The 25389-nt window shown below is 43.3% G+C and carries 19 protein-coding genes; 18 read left to right on the forward strand and 1 reads right to left on the reverse strand.

Annotated features, from left to right (window positions below; all coding sequences use genetic code 11):
• Positions 1 to 149: 149 nt before the first annotated feature.
• The 18 genes from ACKPCD_RS05915 to dgoD all read left to right on the forward strand — a co-directional run bounded on the left by ACKPCD_RS05915 (position 150) and on the right by dgoD (position 23225).
• On the forward strand, positions 150 to 1034 hold the full coding sequence (locus ACKPCD_RS05915) for a hypothetical protein (RefSeq protein ID WP_321434330.1): 885 nt from the start codon (positions 150 to 152) through the stop codon (positions 1032 to 1034).
• A 47-nt stretch (positions 1035 to 1081) separates the two neighbouring features.
• Entirely contained in the window at positions 1082 to 2203 is a 1122-nt protein-coding gene (locus tag ACKPCD_RS05920; RefSeq protein ID WP_321434331.1) for a hypothetical protein, read from the forward strand.
• 124 nt (positions 2204 to 2327) lie between these two features.
• Positions 2328 to 3392, forward strand: coding sequence for a glycosyltransferase (locus tag ACKPCD_RS05925; protein ID WP_321434332.1), 1065 nt, complete (start codon positions 2328 to 2330; stop codon positions 3390 to 3392).
• 554 nt (positions 3393 to 3946) lie between these two features.
• Positions 3947 to 5770 carry a polysaccharide biosynthesis protein gene (locus ACKPCD_RS05930; protein ID WP_321434333.1) on the forward strand — a complete coding sequence of 608 codons (1824 nt, stop codon included), beginning with the start codon at positions 3947 to 3949 and terminating at the stop codon, positions 5768 to 5770.
• Positions 5771 to 6320: 550 nt separating this feature from the next.
• Complete coding sequence (locus tag ACKPCD_RS05935) at positions 6321 to 6695, forward strand: GntR family transcriptional regulator (protein ID WP_321434334.1); 375 nt, start codon at positions 6321 to 6323, stop codon at positions 6693 to 6695.
• 2 nt (positions 6696 to 6697) lie between these two features.
• The gene (locus ACKPCD_RS05940; RefSeq protein ID WP_321434335.1) at positions 6698 to 7549 is read left to right on the forward strand and encodes an ATP-binding cassette domain-containing protein; all 852 of its coding nucleotides are present in this window, start codon (positions 6698 to 6700) and stop codon (positions 7547 to 7549) included.
• The gene (locus ACKPCD_RS05945) at positions 7546 to 8208 is read left to right on the forward strand and encodes an ABC-2 transporter permease (protein ID WP_321434336.1); all 663 of its coding nucleotides are present in this window, start codon (positions 7546 to 7548) and stop codon (positions 8206 to 8208) included. Before ACKPCD_RS05940 ends, ACKPCD_RS05945 begins: the two co-directional genes overlap by 4 nt.
• A 608-nt stretch (positions 8209 to 8816) precedes the next feature.
• Positions 8817 to 9122, forward strand: coding sequence for a type II toxin-antitoxin system RelB family anti-toxin (locus tag ACKPCD_RS05950; RefSeq protein ID WP_321434337.1), 306 nt, complete (start codon positions 8817 to 8819; stop codon positions 9120 to 9122).
• Positions 9123 to 9633: 511 nt separating this feature from the next.
• Positions 9634 to 10707, forward strand: a complete 1074-nt coding sequence (locus ACKPCD_RS05955) for an HRDC domain-containing protein (protein WP_321434338.1) — start codon at positions 9634 to 9636, stop codon at positions 10705 to 10707.
• Positions 10708 to 10880: 173 nt separating this feature from the next.
• Positions 10881 to 12383, forward strand: coding sequence for an RNA-directed DNA polymerase (locus ACKPCD_RS05960; protein ID WP_321434339.1), 1503 nt, complete (start codon positions 10881 to 10883; stop codon positions 12381 to 12383).
• A 299-nt stretch (positions 12384 to 12682) separates the two neighbouring features.
• Complete coding sequence (locus ACKPCD_RS05965) at positions 12683 to 13678, forward strand: toll/interleukin-1 receptor domain-containing protein (protein WP_321434340.1); 996 nt, start codon at positions 12683 to 12685, stop codon at positions 13676 to 13678.
• A 210-nt stretch (positions 13679 to 13888) separates the two neighbouring features.
• Positions 13889 to 16774, forward strand: coding sequence for a TOTE conflict system archaeo-eukaryotic primase domain-containing protein (locus tag ACKPCD_RS05970; protein WP_407702684.1), 2886 nt, complete (start codon positions 13889 to 13891; stop codon positions 16772 to 16774).
• A gap of 376 nt (positions 16775 to 17150) precedes the next feature.
• The gene (locus ACKPCD_RS05975) at positions 17151 to 19217 is read left to right on the forward strand and encodes a BglG family transcription antiterminator (protein WP_321434342.1); all 2067 of its coding nucleotides are present in this window, start codon (positions 17151 to 17153) and stop codon (positions 19215 to 19217) included.
• Positions 19218 to 19243: 26 nt separating this feature from the next.
• A complete protein-coding gene (locus ACKPCD_RS05980; protein WP_321434343.1) occupies positions 19244 to 19867 on the forward strand; it encodes a bifunctional 4-hydroxy-2-oxoglutarate aldolase/2-dehydro-3-deoxy-phosphogluconate aldolase in 624 nt (207 codons plus the stop codon).
• Between the two features lie 18 nt (positions 19868 to 19885).
• The gene (locus tag ACKPCD_RS05985) at positions 19886 to 20341 is read left to right on the forward strand and encodes a PTS sugar transporter subunit IIA (RefSeq protein ID WP_321434543.1); all 456 of its coding nucleotides are present in this window, start codon (positions 19886 to 19888) and stop codon (positions 20339 to 20341) included.
• Positions 20342 to 20359: 18 nt separating this feature from the next.
• Positions 20360 to 20635 carry a PTS sugar transporter subunit IIB gene (locus ACKPCD_RS05990; protein ID WP_321434344.1) on the forward strand — a complete coding sequence of 92 codons (276 nt, stop codon included), beginning with the start codon at positions 20360 to 20362 and terminating at the stop codon, positions 20633 to 20635.
• Positions 20636 to 20659: 24 nt separating this feature from the next.
• Complete coding sequence (locus ACKPCD_RS05995; protein WP_321434345.1) at positions 20660 to 22054, forward strand: PTS galactitol transporter subunit IIC; 1395 nt, start codon at positions 20660 to 20662, stop codon at positions 22052 to 22054.
• A gap of 25 nt (positions 22055 to 22079) precedes the next feature.
• Positions 22080 to 23225 (forward strand): galactonate dehydratase, encoded by a 1146-nt coding sequence (gene dgoD, locus ACKPCD_RS06000; protein ID WP_321434346.1) that lies wholly within the window; start codon positions 22080 to 22082, stop codon positions 23223 to 23225.
• A 518-nt stretch (positions 23226 to 23743) separates the two neighbouring features.
• Here the strand turns inward: dgoD and ACKPCD_RS06005 are convergent.
• On the reverse strand, positions 23744 to 24940 hold the full coding sequence (locus ACKPCD_RS06005) for an IS256 family transposase (protein WP_321434246.1): 1197 nt from the start codon (positions 24938 to 24940) through the stop codon (positions 23744 to 23746).
• Positions 24941 to 25389: the final 449 nt, after the last annotated feature.

Below are 25389 nucleotides of genomic sequence, written 5' to 3' on the forward strand. Positions count from 1 at the left end.
GGAGGGATGCCTTATGATATGTAAAGGTGTAAAAGGTTTCATAAAACTGCACAAACTTAATGGCATTTCTGTTAATTTAGGTTTAATTGCGTTGAATTTTGCTGGAAGTTCATCCTAAGTGAATGATATGAGTGAGGGGAGATGTATACATGCCCAAAGGAAATTGCGCGTTGTGTCATGAATTTAAAGAGTTAGAACTGAGCCATATAGTTCCTAAATTTGTAATTAGGTATTTAAAAAAAACTTCATTTGGAGCAATTAGAAATATGGATAATCCTAACAGGATAGTGCAGGATGGAGAAAAACATTACATGCTTTGTGGAGCATGTGAGGATCTCTTCAGTGCATATGAAACGAAATTTGCAAATAAGTTTTTTTATCCGTACATGATTGATAGTAAAAAGGAGTTTAATTATGATCAAGAAACATATTACTTCATAACCTCTGTCAGTTGGCGAAGTCTATATTTAGATATTCTGGATTTTGTGAAGAACCATGATGCATATGGAGTGGACATGAATACACTAGATAATCTGATAAAAAAAGAAAAATGTATGAGAGAATACTTGTTGAAAAAAAACTCGGAAATAGATGGGGTTGAAAATCATATTTTCTTTTTTGATGATTTGCTTGATGTTGAAAAATCAAATGCAGAGTTAAGACCACATGCTACCTTCCACAGGGGAATAATAATTTATACTTTTTTTAATAAACAGTTGAATTCACAAGCAACGATTACAAACATGATGGGGATTATTTTGTTTACATTATATAGTAAAGGCCCTGAGGAGTATTGGGAAAATACTGAAATTCATAATGGAAATGGTCGTATTGAAGCAAGAAATCAAATAGTACAGAGTGTCTGTGGAAATGAGCTTACTGAAATTTTAGATTTAGCAAAACAGAAATTAGATAATATAAGTGAGAACCAGATGTCAAAGATAGTTGATAAAGTAAAAGCAGACCCTGACAATTTTGCTAAATCAAAGGCCTATGAAGATTTGATGAAAGATCTTAATTTAGATCAAAGTTAAGATCTTTATAATGACTAATTTATTTTGAAAGTGGTGATAAATTAAAAATGAATTCAAAATTAGAATATCAGAAGTATAAGCAACTATGGTTAAGTGATGGACGCTTGGTTAGTGTACAACATTTTTTTAGCTTAAGCTTATATATAGCCTATAAAGGATTGAAAAAAAACTATGATTCGGAGAAAGAAAGATTTAGAGATTTAATTCGCAATGGAGAAATCATTGAGGGTTTTACTCTAGATGAATATAGAGAATTAAGTGATGCTGATTTAGAAAAAATTGCTAATGAGATTTTGGAGAATAGAAAATCAACTAAAGCACCTGGGGAAAGTGTATTCACTATTTTTTTTCTTGAAATGGAAAGGGAAATAAAAGAATTAACAGAATCATTAGTGCAATCTCTCAAACCTTTTCAAAAAAATATGATTGATGTAACAAAATCATTTCAACAGTTAAGTAAAAGAATAGGAGAATTATATGCTCCAATAGCAGCGCAAATACTAGCAATGACAGCACAATGGTCAGAAACAGTTAATAACTTCCTAGTAGAACGTAGAGAATATCTAAATGCAAAAGAGAAGGCCTCATTGATTGCATCAAAATATGACTGGTTTATTGCTTATGATTTATACGTGAGTAAAGAATTTTTTGAGAAATTAATTGAATTGGATGAAAAGCCATCTGAAACTAAAGAATTAGATGACTTTTTTACAGAATACTATGGTGCAGACTTACGAAATCAAATCATAAGTGATTTGATAGATATGGATTCAACTAAAGAATATAAAGAGATACTAAACCAAATAGAATATGGCTATACGCATAAGCTGTTTTTTCTAATAGTACCAACACTATTTACTTTAATTGAAGGTATGATAGCGAGAGGGTTTCAGCATAAAGGGCGCATGAATGGAAAGCACATGAAAGAATATATCAATGAATTAATAGATATAGATGAAATAGAATCTCTGCAAGAAATAATAGAAAAACGGATGCTTGTTAGTTTTGAACATGGAAAAGAAATCGATTCACCTATAAGTCGGCATGCAATACTTCATGGGGGAGATATTGAGTTCGGTACTGAAGCAGTGGCTTTGCGTTTGCTCCTAATTTTATATAACTTAGCCTTTGCTATCAGCTTAAGAAACGGAATGGGAGAATCAAATTAGGTATATCTGAGAACAAGAAGGCATGTGATAGGGTTAAGGATACTTATATGAATTATTGGAATTTTATAGAACTGATTTAAATCGGATTTTGAATAAGAAATAAAATCAATAGTGGAGGTGACTCATGGATAACCAATACATTGCATTCTACGCATCATCCCATGGCTTCGGACACATGACCCGCTGCCTGGCGATCATCGAGGAACTTTTGGAAACAACCGATCATTTAATCTATCTCGCGAGCGGCACCTATCAGAACAGCTTCGCCCGCGTTTACCTCGCGCGCTTCGGTGACCGCGTGACCTACAGGGACATCCGCACCGAAGTTGGCCTGGTCAACAAGGAGAACAGCCTGCAGGTCGACATCCCACGCCTCGAGCACGAACTGACCGGTTTCATGGCCGAGTGGGATACCGCCGTTGCTGCGGAAGTCACCATTCTGCGCGATCTGCCCGTCGCCTGTGTCATCAGTGACATCAGCGCCATCGGCATCCAAGTGGGGGATCAACTGGGTGTGCGCAACATCGGCATCGCCAACTTCACCTGGTGCGAGCAGTACGAGTTCCTCGGTCTTTCCGACACCCTCATTGAGCGCTTCCGGGAAGTATATGCCAAACTTGACCTCTTCATCGAATACGACCTGATGCTGCCGGCACCTAAACTACATGTTCCAAGAAAACAAATCGGCTTCATCTGCCGACGCTTCGATACCAACCGCATCGCCGCCATCAAAGCTCAATACGGTACGAGCATCTTCATCACTTGCGGCAAATCCGCCAGTCTACTGAATATCCAAATCGACAACTATGACGGTACCATCTTCGCGACCAACGGCATCAACATCACCGCTACCGGCAACGCTACCGTCATCGAACTTCCGATCGATACCTTCGATACCCACAACTATCTCGCCGCCAGCGACATCGTCATCGCCAAAGCCGGCTGGGGCACGATATCGGAAGCCCTGCTTTCAAAAAGGAACCTAGTGCTGATAGATAGGGAAGGCGTACTGGAAGACACCGAAAACATCGAAGAACTGAAGCGCCGCGGCATCGCCGTCTCGATCAAAGAAGCCGACCTGGCGCGCATCGATATGCAGGCGATCACAAATCTGATTGCGGACAATATCATCAGAGAAAATCTGGATGCCTATGAAAATGCATTGGAGGACATCATCCGTGAGTTATAACGCCAAAGGTGTGCTCAGCTCCGACGAACGCTATCCTTATCGAAGAAAAACATCCGCATAACAAGCGCAACTCCTACGAACGAATGCTCGCCGGAGAACAGCCATTTTCCTGTAATCCAACTCCGGCGAGCCCAGTCTAATCGGAGCAGGAAACTCTCCTCTGGATGCTTTTCTCCGGCTCAAGAACCAAATGAACGCACGTCCCTACCCGCATGGTCACCATCCATCGGGCAGGGACGTGCGTTTTTCATAATCACAAACGATATGGCTGCTATCATTGATATTTATTCGGAATTTCAGTAAAATAATTATAGTTATTTCACAAAAAATATAGTACAATATTCTACAGTAGGGGAATTTTATTCATCTGTTGGTTTCCTTGTGAAGGGTCTTATGCAATAGAAAAATCATAAAAGAATGTCATCTCTAAAGCCGGATCCAAATGAAGGGGAAATCGTTGATTCGAAGGCTCCATTTTGATTGGATACGCAGAAGGGATGTTGTGGAAAATCTTAAAGGAATAAAGGAAGTTTGTTTAGGAGGAGTACGGAGTTATGACGCGTAATTTATCACGCAAACAAAAATCGGTTGTTTTAATTTTGTTGGATTCACTTTTTATTTTCATATCTGCATTGTTGGCCTATTGGTTGATCCAAACGTATATTGCACCACCGAATGCGTTTTTCTATGTCATGGTAGGTGTCTGTATCGGCAGTTACATTGTGCTCGGGCTAAGGTATCATTTGTTTTCAAGGATTATCCGTTACACGAGTGTTTATGAAGTCGGGAAGTCAACGATTTTGATGACGATTTCTTATGCGATTTCAGCAGTCATTACCTTATTATTCATCAAAGGTATCAGCTTCCGTTACATCTTCTTGATGTACATGTTCAGCTTGGTCTTCATACCGGGTTCGCGTGTGGTATGGCGTTTGTATCATGAATGGAACGAAGGTAAGCTCAAAAGGACGAAATTGCCGGCTGATAAAGCGGTCCGGACGTTGGTTGTCGGTGCGGGTGCTGGAGGCAGCATCTTCATCAACAGCATCCTGCGGAACCCAAGTGAAATCGAAATCGTCGGCATCGTGGATGGCGACAGAAATAAAGCGAATTCTCGTTTATTCGACATTCCGGTAGTCGGTACGAAAGAAGATATCCCAGCACTGGTGAAGGAGTTCGCCATCGATCAAGTGACGATTGCCATCCCATCATTGAAGCCGCCGGAGTTGGAAGCCATTTTGGATTACTGCAATCAGGCAAATGTGAAAGTCAATCAAATGCCACGTATCGAGGATGTCCTGAAAGGGAAACTGACTGTCAGCCGCCTTCGGAACATCGATGTTGTCGATTTGTTGGGACGCGAAGAAGTGCAGTTGGATCGTACAAAAATCGCCGAGCAGTTGGAAAATGAAGTGGTCTTGGTAAGTGGCGCCGGTGGTTCGATCGGATCGGAAATCTGCCGTCAAATCGCGAAATTCAGTCCGAAAACGCTGATTTTATTGGGTCACGGTGAAAATTCGATTTATCTGATTGATAAAGAATTACGGAACTTATATGGGCGCACGATCAACATTATCCCTATCATCGCGGATATCCAAGACCGCGACCGGATTTTCCAAGTAATGAAGAAATACAAACCAGATCACGTATTCCATGCGGCTGCGCACAAGCATGTGCCGCTGATGGAATACAATCCGCATGAAGCCATCAAAAATAATGTCTACGGATCAAAAAACATGGCGGAAGCTGCCAAAGCAGCTGGCGTGAAGAGTTTCGTGATGATCTCCACCGATAAAGCTGTCCGTCCGACAAATGTTATGGGTTCGACGAAGCGTATCGCCGAGATCCTGGTCACTTCATTAAATGAACCAGGCAAAACTAAATTCGCCGCCGTGCGATTCGGGAATGTCTTGGGAAGTCGCGGCAGCGTCATCCCCGTCTTCAAAGAACAGATCGAAAACGGCGGCCCAGTCACTGTTACCGATATGCGCATGATCCGCTACTTCATGACGATACCGGAAGCAAGCCGTCTGGTTCTGCAGGCTGGCGTTCTGGCCAAAGGTGGAGAGATCTTCATCTTGGATATGGGTGAACCTGTCAAAATTTCTGACCTGGCACGCAAAATGATCAAGTTGTCCGGTTACACGGAGGCTGAAATTCCGATCGTGGAATCAGGCATCCGCCCCGGCGAAAAACTCTACGAGGAATTGCTGGTCGATGGCCAATTGTCCGACAATCAAGTGTTCGAAAAAATATTTGTTGGAAAAGCCACAACGTATGACCGTCAAGAGGTCTGGAAATTTGTCGAATCACTTGATGGTTTGGCAAATGAAAAGCTTCGTGACGAAGTAATTGCCTTCGCAAATGAAAATGTGTAGGGATTGATACTGTATAACAAGCATACCTCCGAGACTGGGGTGTGCTTGTTTTTTTTCGTGCCAGCTCCGACGGAGCTAACGCCCGTCGGAAAAAAGTGTTGCGCCTGGTAACTCTCCTCCGGTGAGCGAATGCTAGCCGGAGGAGGGTGTGTTGCGGGCGGCCGAACTTCGGCGAAGCCGCGGTGGTCGGAGGTGATGATCTTTTTGGATGATTTCCTCCGGCAGGGAAGCCCCTGCCCGGAGGAAAGCCCTTGCCGGAGAAGGGTGTTTTGCCAGCGATCTCAGTTCCGGTGAGCGAATGTTCGCCGGAGGACGTTGTGTTTCGGGAGACTGAACTCCGGCGAAACCGCGGTGGTCGGAGGTAATAATCTTTTTGGATCTTCTCCTCCGGCAGACAACCCCCTCACAGGAGCTGGCACGGCGTCACCGCAGCCCCCACCAATCTACCCAGTCCTTCTCAAATCGAGGCGGGCTTTTTTTCGTTTCCGACTTTACATCTGTTAACTACTGTTATATACTGTTTATCGAAAGGGAGGGGGGGTCGTTTCGGATGAAAATCATCATTCAGCACAATTCGATGGTACCGATCTATGAGCAACTGGTGAATCAGATCAAGTCGTTGATTTTGGAAGAGAGTTTAAAGGAGAACGAGCCTCTGCCTTCGGTGCGGGTGCTGGCGAAGGAGATCAAGGCCAGCGCACTCACCGTCAAAAAGGCCTATGACTTGCTGGAGCAAGAGGGTTTCATCGCGACGGTCCACGGCAAAGGGAGCTTTGTACTGGCGGTGAACAAGCACGCGAAAAGGGAAAACCTGCTGTACAGCACGCAAGAAGAGTTGGAGCAAGTGATCAAAAAAGCGCGGCAGGCCGGCATCTCAAAAGTGGAGTTGGCGGAACTGACCGCGATGATTCTGGAGGAGGAATAAGCATGATTGTAATGGAAAACGCCGTCGTGACGTATCCGAGTTTCGAGTTGAATTGTTCATTGACGGTGAACGAGGGCACGATCACCGGGATTGTCGGGGAAAACGGCGCGGGCAAAACGACCCTTTTCAAAGCGCTGTTGGGCTTGGTACCGATCGCATCGGGCAGCGCCAAAATCAACGGGCAGGACATCGCGGATTTGTCGCTGGCGGACCGTGAAAGCATCGGCACCGTGTTGGCGGAATCCTTTTTTAACGATATCTACACGATTAAGGACGTCAATCGGCTGTTGAAAAGTTTTTACCGAAAATTCGACGAAAGCTATTTCCTGCGCAAATGTGCTGATTTCCACCTGCCGCAGGATCAAAAACTCAAGGAATTCTCGACCGGGATGAAGGCCAAACTGAAGACGCTGACGGCGCTGTCGCACGGGGCGCAGCTGCTGATTCTCGACGAACCCACGAGTGGACTCGATGTCAGCGCGCGCTACGAAATTTTGGACATATTGCAGGACTACCTCGTCGCCCACCCGCAGTGCAGCATCCTGATCAGCTCGCACATCTCGAGCGACCTAGAGAAACTCTGCGACGACATCTACTACCTGAAGGCCGGCAAAGTCCTCCTGCACGAGGAGACCGACCGCCTGCTCGATGCATACGGCGTCCTGAAGGTGGATGAAGAGGCACTGGAGCAACTCGACCGCGACTTCCTTCTGTATCGGAAGCGTACCAACTACGGCTACGACTTGCTGACGGACCAGCGGCTGTTCTACATGGAGAACTACCCGAAAGTGATCGTCGAAAAACCGACGATCGACCAAATAATGCTGATGATAATGGATGGTGACCGACTATGAGAGGCCTCTGGGTAAAAGACTTGCTGCTGTTGCAGAAGCAGCTGAAAACACTGCTGATGTTTATGCTGATCGCGGCGTTCAACGCCTACACGATCAAATCCGTTCCGGTGGTATTTATTATGATGGCGTTTTTCTTCGTCACGACGACCTCTTCGACGATTTTCTATGATCAGGAAAACCACGGCTTCCTCTATCTGTTCACCTTGCCGATACGCAAGAAGGATTACGTGATCCAGAAGCAACTGCTGGTTCTGGTATCTGCCCTGGTGGCCACGTTGCTGTCCGTCGGTTTGATTTTGCTGCTGATGCCATTCGTTCCAGAGCTGCAGACGAGCGCACAGGATTTGCTGTACAACGCTCTTTATAGTTTCTTTTATGGGTGTTTCTACGGTGCCATCATCACGCCGCTGTACCTGCGCTACGGAACTGAAAAAGCCCGCGTATTCATTTTTGCGATCATGGGGATCCTAGCGATGGGCATCATCCTGCTGCAAAAGACGGGTGTACTCGACAATTTAGAGAGCTCCGACTTTATAGCCACTGTGGCAGCCTTCAATCCGCTGCAAATAACCAGCTTGATCCTCGCGCTGAGCATCGCGATGCTGGGTGTTTCGACAATTGTGAGCAGGCGGTTTATTGAGAAGTCCGTTGCGTTTTAAGATAGGTGTGTGAACCCCAGCGAGGATTGCTGGGGTTTGTTTTGTTTGTTTGCGCCGTCCTCCGACGAGGCGGGTGCTCGCCGGAGGACAGACTTCTTCCCATTCATCACCTCCGGCCCACGGCTGGCCGCCGGAGGTAGCGGTGCTATCCATTGGTTACCTCCGACTAGCCCATCCTCCCCGGAACTGGGATCCACAGGAACGTCCGAACTCCGGTGAAGCAGTCGTTCACAGGAGGAAATCGCCAGCTCCGATGAGCGGAGTGCTCATCGGAAGTGGTGATGTGCCCGCTATATCAGCTTCGGGGAGAGAATGTTCGCCGGAGGAGAGGGCGTGGTGGGCGGGTGAACTCCGGCGAAGCCGCAGTGGTCGGAGGTGATGATCTTTTGGTATCTCCTCCTCCGGCAGAGAACTGCTCGTCGTTCGAAAGTGTCAGGTGTCGTCAGTATCTACATTCATCTGTTTAAGAAGAGTTAGAGATATTTATGTGATGTCTGCCCATTTTGTTGCGCTACTGTAAACACAATTTATCATTTGAATGAAGTTATCGTATATGATAACATGATGCTGAGGAGTGTCTAAAGAGGATTATGAAAGAAGGTGCAGTGATGAGTAAATTGGATGTTAAAACAAAATCTGCAGGAGTAAAGTTTGACGACATTAAAGCGCAAATGATGGAAGATGCTGAATTTCAAGATGAATACAACAAGCTACAGCCAAGATACGAATTGATCTCACAAATCATCGAAGCAAGAAAAAGTATGAAGATGACTCAAGAAGAGCTGGCTAAAAGAGCTGGAACCAGAAAGTCCAACATTTCTAGACTTGAGAGTGGCTCTTATAATCCTTCATTAGATTTCCTCATCAAAATCGCTAAGGGCTTGGGGAAAGATGTGCATATTGAAATTCGCTGATGAGCGCTTTTGATTGTATAGTCTACAACAAAAAATATAGGAACTGAGTCGGTGGCATCCAAACACCGCTAAAGGTTTGCCACCTCCGACGAGGCCTACTCCACACGGAGCTAAGCACACGCATAACAAGCTTACCTCCGACTAGCAAACGCTGGCCGGAGGTGAGTTTTATTTGGATATGGAACTCCGGCGAAGCCGTTGTTCACTAACAATACCAAATCAGAAATATAGAAATAATCACTTTTAATCATAGTTTAATCTGATTGGATATAGTAAAATTGATATTGTATTAGTTGTTTAAAATAAATTGAGAAAAAGTTTTAGCAGCCCTCTGTTCTTCAAAGTATTTCGTTTTGTTCAGAATGAATTCTTTTTTGAAGGACAGGGGTCTTTTGTATGGGAAAGTCAGCTGTCCCAGGTGGGGGCTTCAACAGCTTTGCTCAGTTCTGAGCGAGTATTTTATCAGGCAACCAGATTGTAAAATTACGCAAAAAGAGATTGGAGGATTATGATGGGAGTTTTTGATTCTTTCAAAGAATTGGTTACGCAAAAGCCGGTGGGTCTGAAGAAACCGGATTTTTATAAGGCCGACAGCGATTCGAAGAAGCAGCTGGAGCGGTTGCAGCAGCTTTACGCCACCGCGCCGGACAGGGTGAAGCTGCAGATTGAGCGCGACATGAAGCTGCTCGCGTACGGCATTGCCGGGGAGGATAACGTCGCGTTTGAGCTGAATAACAGCTACCTGCCGATCATCGTGCTGCACGATCTGCGCCTCGAACACGAGGGTCTGTCGGTTCAGATCGATTACCTGATCATCACCACGAAGTTTTGCCTCGTCGTCGAATGCAAAAATCTTTTCGGAAATCTTGAGGTCAATAGCCGCGGGGAATTCATCCGCGAGCTGGAATTCAACGGGAAACGCAAAAAGGAAGGCATTTACAGTCCGATTACGCAGAATGCGCGGCATATGGAGATGATTAAGGCGTTGCGGCTGGGAAAAAAACGGAATCTGCTGATGCGTATGGCGCTTGAGAAATCCTTTGGTGATTTCCATAAATCCGTTATTGTGCTGGCTAATCCGAAAACAGTCATCAACCTGAAGCGGGCGCCGAAAAACGTGAAAGATCAGATCATCCGGAGCGACCAGCTGATTGACTACATTAAGCGGCTGCTGCGCGAAAACAAGGATCTGGCGTCTTCCGAGAAAGAGATGTATGAGATGGCTGAGTTTTTTGTGGGTTTGCATAAGGAGAATCCTGTTGATTATGCGGAGAAATATTTGGTGGGTGGCGGATTTGAGCAGAGTGATGCGATTGTAGATAGGGAAGAGAACAGCGGAGTTGAGGTTAAGATTGATGAAACGCCGTTGTATCAGGCTTTGAAACAATACCGGTATGAGACCAGCAAAGCGGAAGGCGTCAAGGCGTTTTATGTCTATAATAATCTCCAGCTGGAGGCGCTGATTGCAATAATGCCTGCGAATTTGGATGAGTTAAGGAAGGTTTCCGGTTTTGGGGATGTAAAGTGCGAGAAGTATGGAAAAGAAATACTAAGTATCATATTGAGGTATAGTAATTGTGAGTAGTATAGTTACAGGGAAATTAATATTTTTGAGAGCAAAAAGATTTTTCAACAGATACAACAGTACATAAGACTCTTGTGTTTATTTGTAGGGTTATGTAGTTTTCTAACGCAAAAGTCTGTACTTTTAATATCATTAAACAACTTCAAAAATAGTTTCGTAAAGGATGAAATTTATTGAAATATTATCAATTTATGAATCAGATAAGTAGTGACTTAATTTATGAAGGGTTACTAGGATATGGTATGTTCTCAGAAAAACTTCCACCATTTCTATCTTCGTATGATTTTTATAAGTTATGTTCCACAAAGAGAAATCAGTTTTCTAGTCATCCCAGAGGGTATATTCATTACGATACAATAAGAAATAATGGAATACCTCGGGCTATGGGTATTCCTACACCAATGTCTTATAATAATTTATGTATGTCAATCAAAAATAATTGGAAAGAACTTCAAAATATTTTTTATAAGAACACTATGAATGAATCTCATAAGGTTAGCAGAATACATATTAGAAGTATTAAAACAAGCAAGAAGATATTTGAGATGAATTATAAAAATTTTAAAATTGATGGGACTCCAGATTTGGATTTATTAATTGGAAAAAAATATATGGTTTCCGCAGACATTTCTTCTTGCTTCCCAAGTATATATACACATTCAATATCTTGGGCACTAATTGGGAAAAAGGAGGCCAAAATAGAGAAAACCAACTACAAAAAATGGTATAACAAAATGGACAAGGCAACACAAGACACAACAAACGGAGAAACACATGGCGTATTAATTGGTCCCCATACATCTAATCTACTTTCAGAGGTTATTTTGACGAGCATAGATAAAAACTTAACTCCTAAATATGATTATGTCAGAAATATCGATGATTATACTTGTTATGTTTCTAGCCACGCTGAGGCTAACCTTTTTTTATTAGATTTAGCAAGTGAACTTAGGGGCTATGGTTTACTGTTAAATCATAAGAAGACTAAAATAATAGAACTTCCATTAGCTAGTAAAAATGATTGGGTTCGGGAATTGAGCGCGGCTATCCCAAGCAGTGAGCCAGTTAAGTTTAATGAAGTTCGAGATTTTATCGATAAAGCTGTTGAGGTAATGAGAAATAATAATAACAATGCTGCAATATTGAATTATGCTATTAAAACGTTATCTAAAAAAAATCTGACTAGCAATGCGAGAATATGCTTTATTAAGACATATTTTCATTTAATCTTGATATACCCTTACCTAATAACGTTATTTGAAGATTATTTAATTGGTCCTCTTACAATCACAAGCGGCGAGATGGTTGATTTTATAAATAAACTTTACACCCAGGAAGTAAAAGTTCAAAATTATGAAGCAGTGTGCTTTTCTTTATATTTTGGCATTAAGTACAATATCATAATAAATGATTATAAATTTGTGGATGCAAAAGAAAGTGGTAATTGTATTTTTTTATTACTAGCATTTTTGTATACACAAAGTAGAAAAGAGCCGGTAATTGACTTTATTGATTTAGCAAAAGATTTAATAACAACAGAACATGATTTTTATGAAAATTGGTTATTTGTATATGAGGTACTAAGTGCAAAAGATTTTAGCGGATCATGGAATAATAAATATTGGGGAGAATGGAAAGAACTAAAAAATGCAAAAATTACCTTTATATCTTGGTGAGCATTCTAAAAGTATTAACCTGGATTCCTATAGGTCGGATTAGCAATTTAATTAATTAGGAGTTTAGAGGGAGATAATATTTTTACCATTATTCTTTAGTATAAGTTATATGCAGGTTACGGGGTCACTACTGAGATAAAATTCATTACGATCACCGAAACCGGTATCTATATAATTGAATCCAAGATTTACAATGGCTGAATTTTTGGGGATAGAAAAAGCAGATACTAGGCATAGTTATTTAATTGCGAGAAAATTTCTTGGAATAAAATTTTTTTATTAGTAGGAGGAATGATATTTTGAATAGCCAACCAAGAGTATTTTTCAGTTATAGTTGGGATAATCCTGAAAATCAAGAGTGGATCTTAGCGTTAGTAGCAGACTTGAGAAATTCTGGAGTGCTAGCAGATTTAGATATTAACCAGACGCAAAAAGGTCTGGTGCATTTGGATACCATGATGGCTAACAATGTAAGAGACAATGATTATATAATAACGGTGTTTACTCCCGATTATGTTATGAAAGCAGATGCACAGATAGGTGGCGTTGGTGTAGAAACACGGCTTATTATGAATGTCTTAAAAAGTAATCCAAATAGGGTAATTCCTATTTTACTCGAAAGTACAGAAGGAACTTCACCAGTGCCTTTCTATTTGGGAAACTATATGTATATTGATTTCAGAGCTCCAGGGAATTACCAAATAAAATTTAAAGAATTGCTTCATCGAATATTTAACAAAAATTTGATAGATTTACCTGATGTGGGACAACCTCCTCAATTGCTAGGGAGGGAAATTCAAGGACACTTGCAACGTAATTTGAATGTATACCCAGCAGTTTCGAATGAGAGAGTGGATTTAGTTCCAAATTTGAAGAAAATTACAGATAGAGATAAAAATAAATATATGAATGAGAGTTACAATACTATCATTTCAACCTTGGATAATTTGCTCGCTAGGACGGGCAAAAGTAATCAAAATTTCGAAAGTGATAAGGAAATCATAACAAATCAGAAGAATGTGTATAAATTGTATGTTGATGGTAATTTGCGATTTACTTTGAAGATATGGTTAGGTACGTCATTTGGAGGAAGTACACCCTCAATAAATCTATCTTATGATAATACATTTACTCATTCGGATAATTCATTCAATGAAATGATACGCTGTGAGACGAATGCAGAAAAGATACTCGGTCTAAAAATGACCATGAGATTGATGAACGGAGAAGAAATAATGAGTCCAAATGCAGTAGCTGAAGAGATTTGGTCTACGATTGTTGCAAGAATTAAATGATGGCTTTAGAGTTTTGGTATACTTCTGATGTGGGAAATCCACCAAATTTAGAACGATTTAGAAAGATATCTCTGCATTGAGGTTACAGTGATACATCTTCTTAACGCGATAAAAGGTAAGTAACATGTTAAAGACACATTAAATGTTATAGGATAATCTTTTTAATCGGTTTTTTCATCGACAAGGACGGTTAGGAGTTGGAAAACAACCATGAATCCAGAAAACCTTTACGAAAAGTATCAACTGTTGCTACAAGAGAACCAATTGCTCAAGGAACGTATTTTATTGTTGGAATCCGCACTTAAACAGGCAGAAGTACCTCTTGTGGAGGATACATCTTGTGATTATCTCAAATCCAAGTCTGCCAACAGTCCTACTCTAGCCATAGGAAAGTCCAATACTGAGCCAGAAGAAAAGCCCTTTCCAACTCTTAATAAATACTCCTCTCCCTCCGAAAAAATCCATCTGTTCATGTCGCTTTTCAAAGGTCGAGAGGATGTGTACGCGCATAAGTATTTCAACAAGAAGGAAGGAAAGATGGTTTACGGTCCGATGAAATCCAAGCCTTGGGAACGGAAGCCGGGTGATGGGGAGTATGCTCCGTTTGATGAGCGGGTTGTCGATCATCATCTGCGTGGGTTTGATGGAATGATAGCAGGGGTATTCCCGATTTGTCTGGATGACAGTTGTCACTTCTTGGCGATCGATTTGGACAAAGGGGAATGGCAGCGTGATGCTGAGGTGTTGCGGGAAGTGTGCAAGGACTTTGAAATCCCGGTGAGTATCGAATGCTCGCAATCCGGCAATGGGGCGCATGTGTGGTTCTTCTTTGAGGATGCCGTGCTTGCGAAGACTGCCAGGGAATTGGGAACTGCACTGTTGACTGCGGCCATGAATCGTCGGCACGAAATCAAGATGTCGTCCTTCGATCGGCTCTTTCCGAATCAGGACAGCCTTCCGAAAGGCGGGTTCGGTAATCTGATCGCTTTGCCGCTGCAGAAAACGGCGCGCCTGCATGGGAACAGCGAATTTATCGATGAGTCGTTCCAGTCTTATGAGGATCAGTGGGCTTATTTGGCAGGAATCAAGAGAATACCGGCTGATGCTGTCTCATCACTCCTGAAGAAACTGCAGACGCAAAACGGGGCGGAAGATTTTTCCGAAAACGCCGAGGCAAGTGAAGCGATGAAACCATGGCGGAAGAATCAGATTGTTTTGACAAGAGCAGATTTTCCGGATCTAGTGAAAATCACTCTTGCCAATCGGGTCTATATCGAAAAAGCTGGATTGACGGAGCAAGCGTTGAGTCATTTGAAGAGGATGGCGGTCTTTCACAACCCTGCGTTCTACCAAGCGCAAGCCAGTCGGATGTCCACCCATAATATTACCCGCTTGATTTCATGCGGCGCGGAGGATGCGCAATATATTGGACTGCCGCGCGGTTATATAGAAAAATTGATGGCGTTGTTCGAATCTTTGGATATCCCTGTCTCGGTGACGGATGATACCGTCAGTGGGGATGCATTACGTGTGGATTTCAAAGGAGAGTTGTGGCCGGAACAGGAAAAAGCGGTGGCCAATCTGCTTGTACACGATAATGGGATTCTCTGCGGGACGACCGCGTTCGGTAAAACGGTGTGCGCATTGAACATCATCGCCGAGAAGAAAGTGAACACCTTGATTGTCGTGAACAAAACGAGTCTGGTCAGTATGTGGCAGGAGAAAATCCAAGCATTCCTCGATTTCCCGGATACCGAGAACGAAAAGAAAGCCAAAAAGCTGGTCGGGCAGTTGGGAGGCGGAAAGAAAAAGCTGACCCAAAAGATAGACATTGCTTTGCTGCAATCCCTTTACCACAAAGGTGAAGTCCACGAATGCCTCCAGGATTACGGTATGATCATCGTGGATGAGTGCCACCACATATCCGCCTTCAGTTTCGAGCAGGTTCTGCAGGCGGCTCCGGCCAAGTACGTCTATGGCTTGACGGCTACACCGACCCGGAAGGATGGGCTGCAGCCAATCGTCTATATGCAGTGCGGTCCGATCCGTTACAAGGATAATGCGAAGAAACAAGCGAAGGCAAGGCCGTTCGACCACAAAGTAAGGATGCAATTCACAGCGTTCGATCCGACAATCCGGGAGGAGATGTCCCTTCAACAGGTTTATCAACAGATTTTTGAGAATGAAGAGCGTAACAGCAAATTGGTTGCGGATATCATCAAAAACTACCGCGAGGGCAGGAACGCAATTATCCTGACGGAACGTGTGGCGCATGTGAAACGGCTGGAAGAGCTGCTGCGAGAGGAAATCCCTGATGTGGTGGCGGTTACGGGTGGGCTGGGTAGGAAGACAGAACGAGAAAAGCTGCGGGAAATCCGTGAAGCGCCGGTAAATCGACCGCTTACAATCATTTCTACCGGTTCGTTCATCGGCGAAGGCTTCGATGAACCGCGCCTGGATACGCTCTTCTTGGCGATGCCGATTTCCTGGAAGGGCCGGCTGCACCAATACGCCGGACGCCTGCATCGTCTCTACGAAGGTAAAACCGAGGTCCGCATCTACGATTATGTCGATGTCCACGTTCCGGTGCTCGAGCGGATGTACCGCAAGCGGCAGACGGGCTATACCGGCATCGGCTATTCGGTCGAACTGGCGGATCAGGAAGCGGGCGGCCGCAGTTTGATGTATACCGGAAAGGATTACGCCGACGAACTGAAGCGAGATTTGCTGTCTGCCAAGCGTGAGGTTATGATGGTCAGTCCTGCTCTGGCCGGCAAAACAGTGGCGACATTCCTGAATACCATCAAACCGCGCATTCTGGAAACGGTCACGGTCAGCGTAATGACGAAGAATACTGACAGTATTGCCGATCCCCAACATCGCTCCAATCGGATGCTGCTGCTTGCGTCATTGGCAGACAAAGGAATCGACTTGCAACAACAAGACGCTACTGGACCAAAATGTGTACTTATTGATCGCAAAGTTGTTTGGTACGGAAGCATCGATGTCCTGGGTAACCAAAGCAACGATGCCAGTTTTATCAGGCTGGAAAGTACGAAACTGGCTGAGGAATTGTATACGTGTTTTGGGAAGTAATGATGAATTGAATACTATAACGAAGGGCCGCTGGGGTGTCTCAGCGGTCAATTTGTCGTTCATCGGAAATTCCGGCAAGGCGGTGCACTTAATGAAATAGCTTTTCTCAAACCATAAAAGGTTATTGCCTGGTTTTCCGTATCGCTCCTTTTCGCAGATTTAAAAAAGAACTGTATAATGGATGATTGTACATATACACTGGGAATATTTCAGCATGAAAGTAGGGTTACATAAAACCCGTCATACCAGCCTACTAACCACCATCAAGACCAACGCTGAACAAAAATCAAAGCTAAGCACGACAAAAGTTGGTATGAAAACGTGTACAATTTTCATGGGTTCAAACCTATAATTAGAAATGTCAGGAGGGGACAACATGTTTTTGGATAAACGCAGTTTGGAAATCATTAAAGTCCTTTTGAAATATCCTCACTTGAAAAGTAAAGATTTAGAAGAAAAATTAAGTTTATCAAGGAGGCAGATAACGTACTCAATCGAAAAAGCAAACGGCTGGTTGGAAACGAATGGATTGCCTGTCATTCAACGCAATAATACAGGGGCTTTTATCCTGAATCAAAGAGTTCAGAATTATTTTGCGGAGCAAATGCAGGAAACGTGTTGGGAGAACGAAACGGATTATATTCCGACTGAGCAAGAGCGCAGTTTAATGATCATTTTGTATTTGATCGATACGAGCGAGGAAGTTTCGTTGGCACATTTGATGGATTTATTGAAGGTAAGCAAGAACACGGCATTGAGCGATGTTAAGTTAGCTATAAAATATCTTGCATCTTTCAAACTTACCATTACTTACTCACGGATGAGAGGCTACTGTATTTTAGGCGATGAGATGGTGGTCCGTAAATTGATAAGAGTGTTGGTCATGGACATTTTGGAAATGTATCACGGATCGGACTACATGGATGAATTGCTTGGAGAGCGGAAGAAGACGATTTTTGATCTTGTTCGAGAAATGGAGCAATTGCTTAATCTGAAATACACCGATCAAAGTCTGGAAGTTCTGTCTTATGTGATTGCGTTCAATCTATCGCGGGCACAAAATAATCAGTATCTTCCAAAGAAATCAACTACACTCTATTCGGATATCCAGGATACACGAGAATATAGGATAGCACAACAAATCCTGGAGGCGCATATGAATGTGTCCGAGGTCGACCGGAGCTGGCTTATCCTACAGTTTTTGATGGCGAATATCCAGCAATCTGCGGTATATGAATTCGAAGAAACGCAATTGAAGGAAGCGGTTGAACAAGTTATTTGTCTTTTTGAAGATAAAGTGTTTATCAGAGTAAGCAATCAGAGAGTGCTGATGGAAAGATTGTTTATGCATCTTAGACCGGCATATTACCGCAGTAAGTACCATTTGAATCTGGAGGTCGATTCTTATGAAGGATTTATACGCGGGGACGATAACTTGCTGATTTTATTCAATATCATTCAGGAAATCATCTATCCGATTGAAGAATTGTTGCAGGTGAAATTCCCTCAGAATGAATTAGCTCTGTTGACATTCTTATTCGGTACCGAATTAGTGAATCAAGGCATATCACTGAAGAATAAGACGGTTGCAGTGGTCGTCTGTGCGAATGGTTTGACTATCTCGCGGTTATTGAAGCATACATTGAAGGATTTATTTCCGGATTTTGTCTTTACGGAAACGTTGTCCTCAAGAGAGTTCAGTAACTACACCAACAGGTATGACATTGCCTTTACCTCCGTACCAGTTGTTACAGATAAGTTATCATTTTTGGTTGATCCATTGATGTCTGAGAACGAAAAAATCGGATTAAAAAGACAAGTCTACCAGAAAATCGGAATGTATGATGACGAAGCCGTGCGACGTATCATGGAGGTCGTCAAGCAGTATTCTCAAGTGACGGATGAAGATGGTTTAGAGCAGGCATTGCACCAAGTAGTTTTAGCGAATCAATCGGAAACGAAAGTCTTACCGGATCAAAATGCGTTGCCGGATCTGAATAGCTATTTTGCACCGGACGCTATCCAAATGATTGATAGTGCCAAGGATTGGAAAGAGGCACTGACCATAGCCTGTGCGCCACTATTGAACAGGGGTATCATTACAGCTGGCTATATCGATACTTTGATTTCGGAAAATGACACGGAAGAAGCCTATAGCTTTTTGGGTGATACTATGGCCATACCGCACGCATCGGTCGAAAAGGGTGTCTTGTCGGACGGATTTGCTTTATTGATCTTGAAAAAGCCTGTGCAGTTTCGTAATCAAAAGCAAATTCGCATCATAACACCATTGGCAATCCTGAATCAGTCCGTTCATCTGAAAGCGATTATCCAATTGAACCAACTGGCCGAAGATGATAGCGCAATCAGTAATCTATTAGCGGCGGAAGACCTTTCTGTCGTGAGGAAAATCATCAAAGAAGCATCCAAAATAAACGTGTGATGCAAAAAGAAAGGGAGGCAGAGAAGATGGAATTGACTAAGTTTCCGAAAGTAACCATCATTTTGCGTGGCTATGATTATAATCAAGTAAAAACGGTGATGGAAGCACTAGAAGGACAGGAAGAACATTATGCATTGGAGATAACATTAAATTCGCCGGATGTCTTTGAAACAATCCGAAAAACAGCAGAGGAATACGGCGACCGCTTTCTGATTGGGGCAGGAACAGTGCTTAATCTGGAGGATGCGCGACAAGCAGTGGATGCAGGGGCTGCCTTTATCCTGTCACCGGTTGTATTGAGCGAAGAAGTTATTTCATTCTGTAAGAGCAAAGGTGTGTTGACAGTCCCCGCAGCGATGACACCATCAGAAGTGCATGCGTTGAAGGTAGCGGGAGCGGATATCATCAAAATATTCCCTGCTGCATCCGTGGATATCAGCCATTTCAACGCGCTGATGGGACCACTAGGCGTCACACCGTTCATGGCAGTGGGTGGAGTCAATCAAGACAATGCTGATACTTTTTTGAAGAATGGCGCTCAGTTTGTAGGTATTGGATCGGGTATCTTCGAAAAAGAAGATATTCAAGCGTGCAATATAAATAATCTAAAAAAATCATTAGCAGCTTTTCATGAAAAGCTGAGTAATTGAGGTGGGAAGCATATGGGTATGGACTTAAAAATCAATGACGAACTTGTATTTTTGGATTTGAAGTGTGATAAGAATGAGGACGTATTGGGTTTATTGTCAGAACAACTATATAAGTTAGGTTACGTCAAAGAAGGTTATCGCGAAGCAGTGCTTGAAAGGGAAAAAATTTATCCAACCGGTTTACCGTCATTAGGTCATAAGATTGCGATTCCGCATGCTGACTATACTTTGGTAAACAAAACGACGATTGCAATCGGCGTTTTGGATGAAACAGTCACTTTCCAATCTATGGAAAACGTAGACCAGCCATTAGACATTAAAATCGTGATGATGCTGGCCATAAGCGAGCCTCATGGACAAATTGAAATGTTACAAAAGATTGTTTCCATTATTCAAGATGAAAGTTTAACGGAAAGAATCGCTAATTCGAAGTCTAAAGAAGAAATCATGAATGTACTGGAATACATATTATAAGAAAGTAGGAGATCAGATATGAAAAGAGTCTTAGTAGCTTGTGGAAATGGAATTGCAACATCAACAGTAGTGGCCTCAAAAATCAGAGAATATGCAGAAAATGCGGGAGTAATCATCAAAACGGAACAATGTAAATTAATGGAAGTTCCTGGAAAAGCAGATAATTATGATTTAGTTGTTACGACAGGGCAATTTGGTGGTCAAGTAAATACGCCTGTCGTAGGTGGGTTGTCTTTGTTAACGGGTATCGGTAAAGAAAATACATTAAAAGAGATTTTGGGTTATCTAAAATAGTAATCAGATTTAGGAGGAAAGATTATGTGGAGTGCAATTATGTCAGGATTCAATTGGCTTATTGATGCTGGCCCAACAGTGATGTTGCCGGTTATCATAACGGTTATTGGCTTATTCTTCGGTTTAAAATTAGGCAAAGCTTTTAAATCTGGTTTAACATTGGGCATTGGTTTTGCGGGTATAAAATTATTGCTGGACTACATGTCCTCAAACTTAGGTCCTGCTTCTCGAGCAATGGTCGAAAATATCGGCATAAACTTAGATGTGCTGGATGTGGGTTGGGGTTCCATTGCAGCTATAACGTGGTCATCTCCAATCATTGTGTTTATTGTATTTTCAATATTTGCAGTAAACATTATTATGCTATTGACCAAAACTACTAGCACGCTAGATGTTGATATTTGGAATTACCACCATATGGCCATTGTGGGTATTATGGTTCACTATGTTACAAAAAATATTTGGCTGGGCATTGGTGCTTCTGTGGTTATGGCCATTACAACTTTTAAAATAGCTGACTGGTCTCAGCCGCTGATTGAAAAATTCTTCGGTATTCCTGGAGTGTCATTGCCAACGGTATCGGCAACTTCTACGTTGTTGCTGGCTTGGCCTTTGAATTGGTTGCTGGACAGAATTCCTGGCATAAATAAAGTTAATATCACACTGAAGGATGTTCAAAAATATTTGGGATTTTTTGGAGATCAAATGATACTAGGTTTGATATTAGGTTCAGCTATTGGATTATTAGGTGGGTATAACATTACCGCATCGTTGCAATTAGGTGTAAGTATGTCTGCGGTATTGGTAATTATTCCTAAAATGACTTCACTATTTGTTGAAGGATTAATGCCTATTTCTGAAGCAGCGCAGGACTGGTCTCAACGGAAATTCAAAAACAGAAAACTATTTATCGGCTTAGATGCAGCAGTTGTAGTGGGAAACCAAGATGTAATCACTACTGCTTTGATTTTGATTCCTTTAACTATTGGCTTGGCATTCATATTACCAGGGAATAGAATGTTGCCTTTCGCTGACCTAGCGATCATTCCGTTTAGAATTGCTTTTGTTGTTGCACTCACACGCGGAAACTTCTTGAAAAATATTATCATTGGACTCGCTACTACTACAGCGATTTTATATGCAGGTTCCATTACAGCGCCAATTCTGACGGATCTTGCATCTTCGATAGGCATTGAAGTGGCGGTTGCGGGAGGAGCTTTGTTCATCTCGTCCTTCTCAGCAACTAGCTTGACGCATAGTTTCTTGATTTTCTTTGCCTTCGTTGGGCCGTTATTCATAACGATGCCTATCATGATTGCTGTTATTGCACTATTTTGGGTTTACTTTGAAGTGATCAAACCTAAATCAAAAAAGACTAATGAAGAAATCGAACTAGTAAGTGAAGAACAGTCTTACTAATGAATTGTATAATGGAGGATGAACTATGAAAATTACTGATATTAAAGTCTATAAAGTCAAACCAAGATGGATTTTCATCAAAATAAGCACGGATGAGGGAATTGATGGTTGGGGTGAAATGATCTCAGGCACAAAAACTGAAACAGTCGTTGCCGGTGCTTATGAAATGGGTAAACGGATCATCGGACGGAATCCGATGGAAATCGAAAGAATTTGGCAAGAACTGCACCGTTCTTTCTTTAGAGGTGGCCCAATCAATGGCACAATCGTTTCCGGTATCGAGATGGCACTTTGGGACATTAAAGGCAAGTACTACAATGCACCGGTTTATGAATTATTGGGTGGTGCTGTCCGCGATAACATCATGGTGTACTCCTGGATCGGCGGAGATCGGCCAGACGAGGTGGTGGAAAGTGCCTTAGATAGATTGGATCGCGGATTTAAAGCTATCAAGATGAACGCCACTGAAGAGCTCCACTATATCGATTCCTTCAAAAAAGTTCAGGAAGTCGTGGATAGAGTCGCATCGATCCGGAACAAAGTTGGTTATGATTTGGAAATTGGTGTTGATTTCCACGGCCGCGTCCACAAACCCATGGCGAAGGTCTTGGCAAAAGAATTGGAACCTTACAAACCTATGTTTTTAGAAGAGGTAGTTCTTCCTGAAAATGAGGAGCACTTTGCCGAAATTGCGCAACATGTAGCGACTCCATTGGCGACTGGAGAGAGATTATACACCAGATGGCAATTTAAGAACATTTTCAAACAAGGAGCCATCGATATCATCCAACCGGACGTTGCTCTTGTCGGCGGGATTTTAGAAACAAGGAAAATCGCGGCGATGGCGGAAGCCTATGATATGGCAGTCGCTCCACATGCTCCATACGGTCCGATTGCACTAGCTGCCACATTACAAGTCGATGCCTGCACACCGAACGTATTTATCCAGGAACAGAGCCTCGGCATCCATTACAACAAGGGCTTCGATTTATTGGATTTTGTGAAGAACAAAGAAATGTTCCAATACAAGGATGGGTTCGTAGAGCTCCCAACAAAACCAGGTTTGGGTATCGAAATGAATGAAGAATTTGTAGAGGAAATCGCACAGGAAGGTCTGATCTGGACCAACCCAATGTGGAAAAACTACGATGGCACCATAGCTGAATGGTAAAGCTGTTTTTGTTAAGATAAAATCTTTTTGGAATATCCCCAAATCGTCTCTCTATAATGGACGATCTGGGGATATTTTGTGTTTTCTGCGTTGAAAGAGGGGTTAGCTGGATAAGAGCACTGCTACTGGTGTTGGTGTTGTTCTCCGACAAAAATCTTCCTCACCGGAGTGAATTACTAGCTCCGATGAGAAGACCGCTTATCGGAGGAAAGCCTTGAGCCGGCTACTCAGCTCCGGCGAGCGAATGCTGGCCGGAGGAGGAAACGTGGTGGGTGGCCGAACTTCGGCGAAGCCGCTGTAGTCGGAGGTGATAGTTTTTTTGGTCGTTCTCCTCCGGCGAGAGAGCCCTTACCGGAGGAGGATGACAGCTCTGACGGTCAAGTCCGAAATCCTGTGTAAAATCACTTTGTAGTTCCTTTTTCTTGATACGTGTGTTTTTGTGCCAGGCGAGCCTGGCAGGACCCTCGGTTTAGGTAGGAATCAAAAACCGATTCCTACCTAAACCGAGCGTGCAATTGTTAAGTCCTCCCTACGATCGGATTTCCTGTCTTCATCAGGAATGTCCAACGGTTCTTTTCCCAGTCCTCATGGATATCCATCAGAACTGCGCCAATCAAGCGTTCCGCTGAGTCAGTATTCGGGAAAATCGAAACCACCTGTTCTCTTCGACGGATCTCGCGATTGACCCGTTCCAGGGAATTGGTTGTCCGCAGGGAAATGTGGTAGACTTCCGGTTCCTGAAGATACTGCATTGCGTCCATAAAGCCGCTGTCCAACGTCTCCAAGGCCTTGCTGAAGCGGTTCTCTCCACCGGTCAGCTCCTCGAATGCCTGACGGCTTTCCAACGCTTGCTGAAGGGTGTTGGCGCGGAAAATTTTCCGCAAGGCTTGACGCTGCTCTTCGCTATCTTTTTTCGGCATCACGTCCAGGATATTCCGGAGAAAATGGACCGTACACCGCTGCCAGGCTGCGCCCACAAACACTTCCTGAATGGCGGCTTTCAGGCCCTGATGGGCATCCGAAATCACCAGTTTAGGCTGCATCAATCCACGGTCCCGCAGATCCTGTAAGAAGGATCTCCAGGTCTCCTTGGATTCTTGATCCGATACTTTGAAACCAAGGATTTCCCGCTTGTTCAAATCATTGACGCCCTGGGCGATGTAGACGGCCTTGCTGATGACCCGGTGGTCTTCGCGCACCTTGATGTACATGGCATCGAAGTAGACATACCGAAAGGTATGCCCGGTCAAAGAGCGTTCCCGGAACTCCTTAAGCTCTGGATCCAGATGCTTCATTGCACTGGAGACAAACGATTTCGATACGGTTTCTCCGCACAATTGCTCCACGATTTTCGACACTTTCTTCGTGGAAACACCGTTGATCACAGCCTCCACCATGCTTAGCACGAAAGCCTGATCCATCCTGTTGTAACGCTTAAATAATTTAGTGGAGAAATCACCGTTGCGTGTACGGGGCACTTTTAAAGTGAGCCTTCCGATGGAAAGAGTGAAGTCCCGTTCGTAATAGCCATTGCGGTAATCTGTCCGGCTAATGGTCCGTTCGTACTGGCTGGCTCGGATGTGCTCGTCCCGCTCCGCTTCCATATAAGCGTTAAAAACCAGCACTGCCATTGACTTCATCATGCTGGTGATATTGCTGTTCAAAACTGCCTCTGTTAATTCTTCCATATTTATATTAATATTTAGTTGGGTCATATCCGTTCTCCTTTGCGATGTTGTGTGGTAACTACATTGTACCAAAGGTTTGGGTATGGCCTTTTCTTTTTACACAATTATACGGAAACAACTGCTCTGACGAGAGGACCCTTCGTCGGAAGACAGATTGCTCCGGATAATTCAACTCCTGTGAGCGAATGTTAGCCGGAGGAGACTGCGTGGTGGGTGGACGTACTCCGGCGAAGCCGCTGTGGTCGGAGGTGATAGTCATTTGGGGTGTTTTCTTCCGGCGAGAGAACCCTTACCGGAGGAGACGCTAGCTCCGACAAGGAGGGCGCTCGTCGGAAGACAGACTTGCGACCACTACTTAACTCCGGCGAGAGAATGTTCGCCGGAGGAGAAAGTATGGCGGGCGGCTGAAGTTCGGCGAAGCCGCGTTGGTCGGAGGTGATGATGTTTCGGTATCTCCTCCTCCGGCAGAGCAGCCC

It is taken from the genome of Trichococcus flocculiformis (assembly GCF_963662535.1).
Classification (GTDB): Bacteria; Bacillota; Bacilli; order Lactobacillales; family Aerococcaceae; genus Trichococcus; species Trichococcus flocculiformis.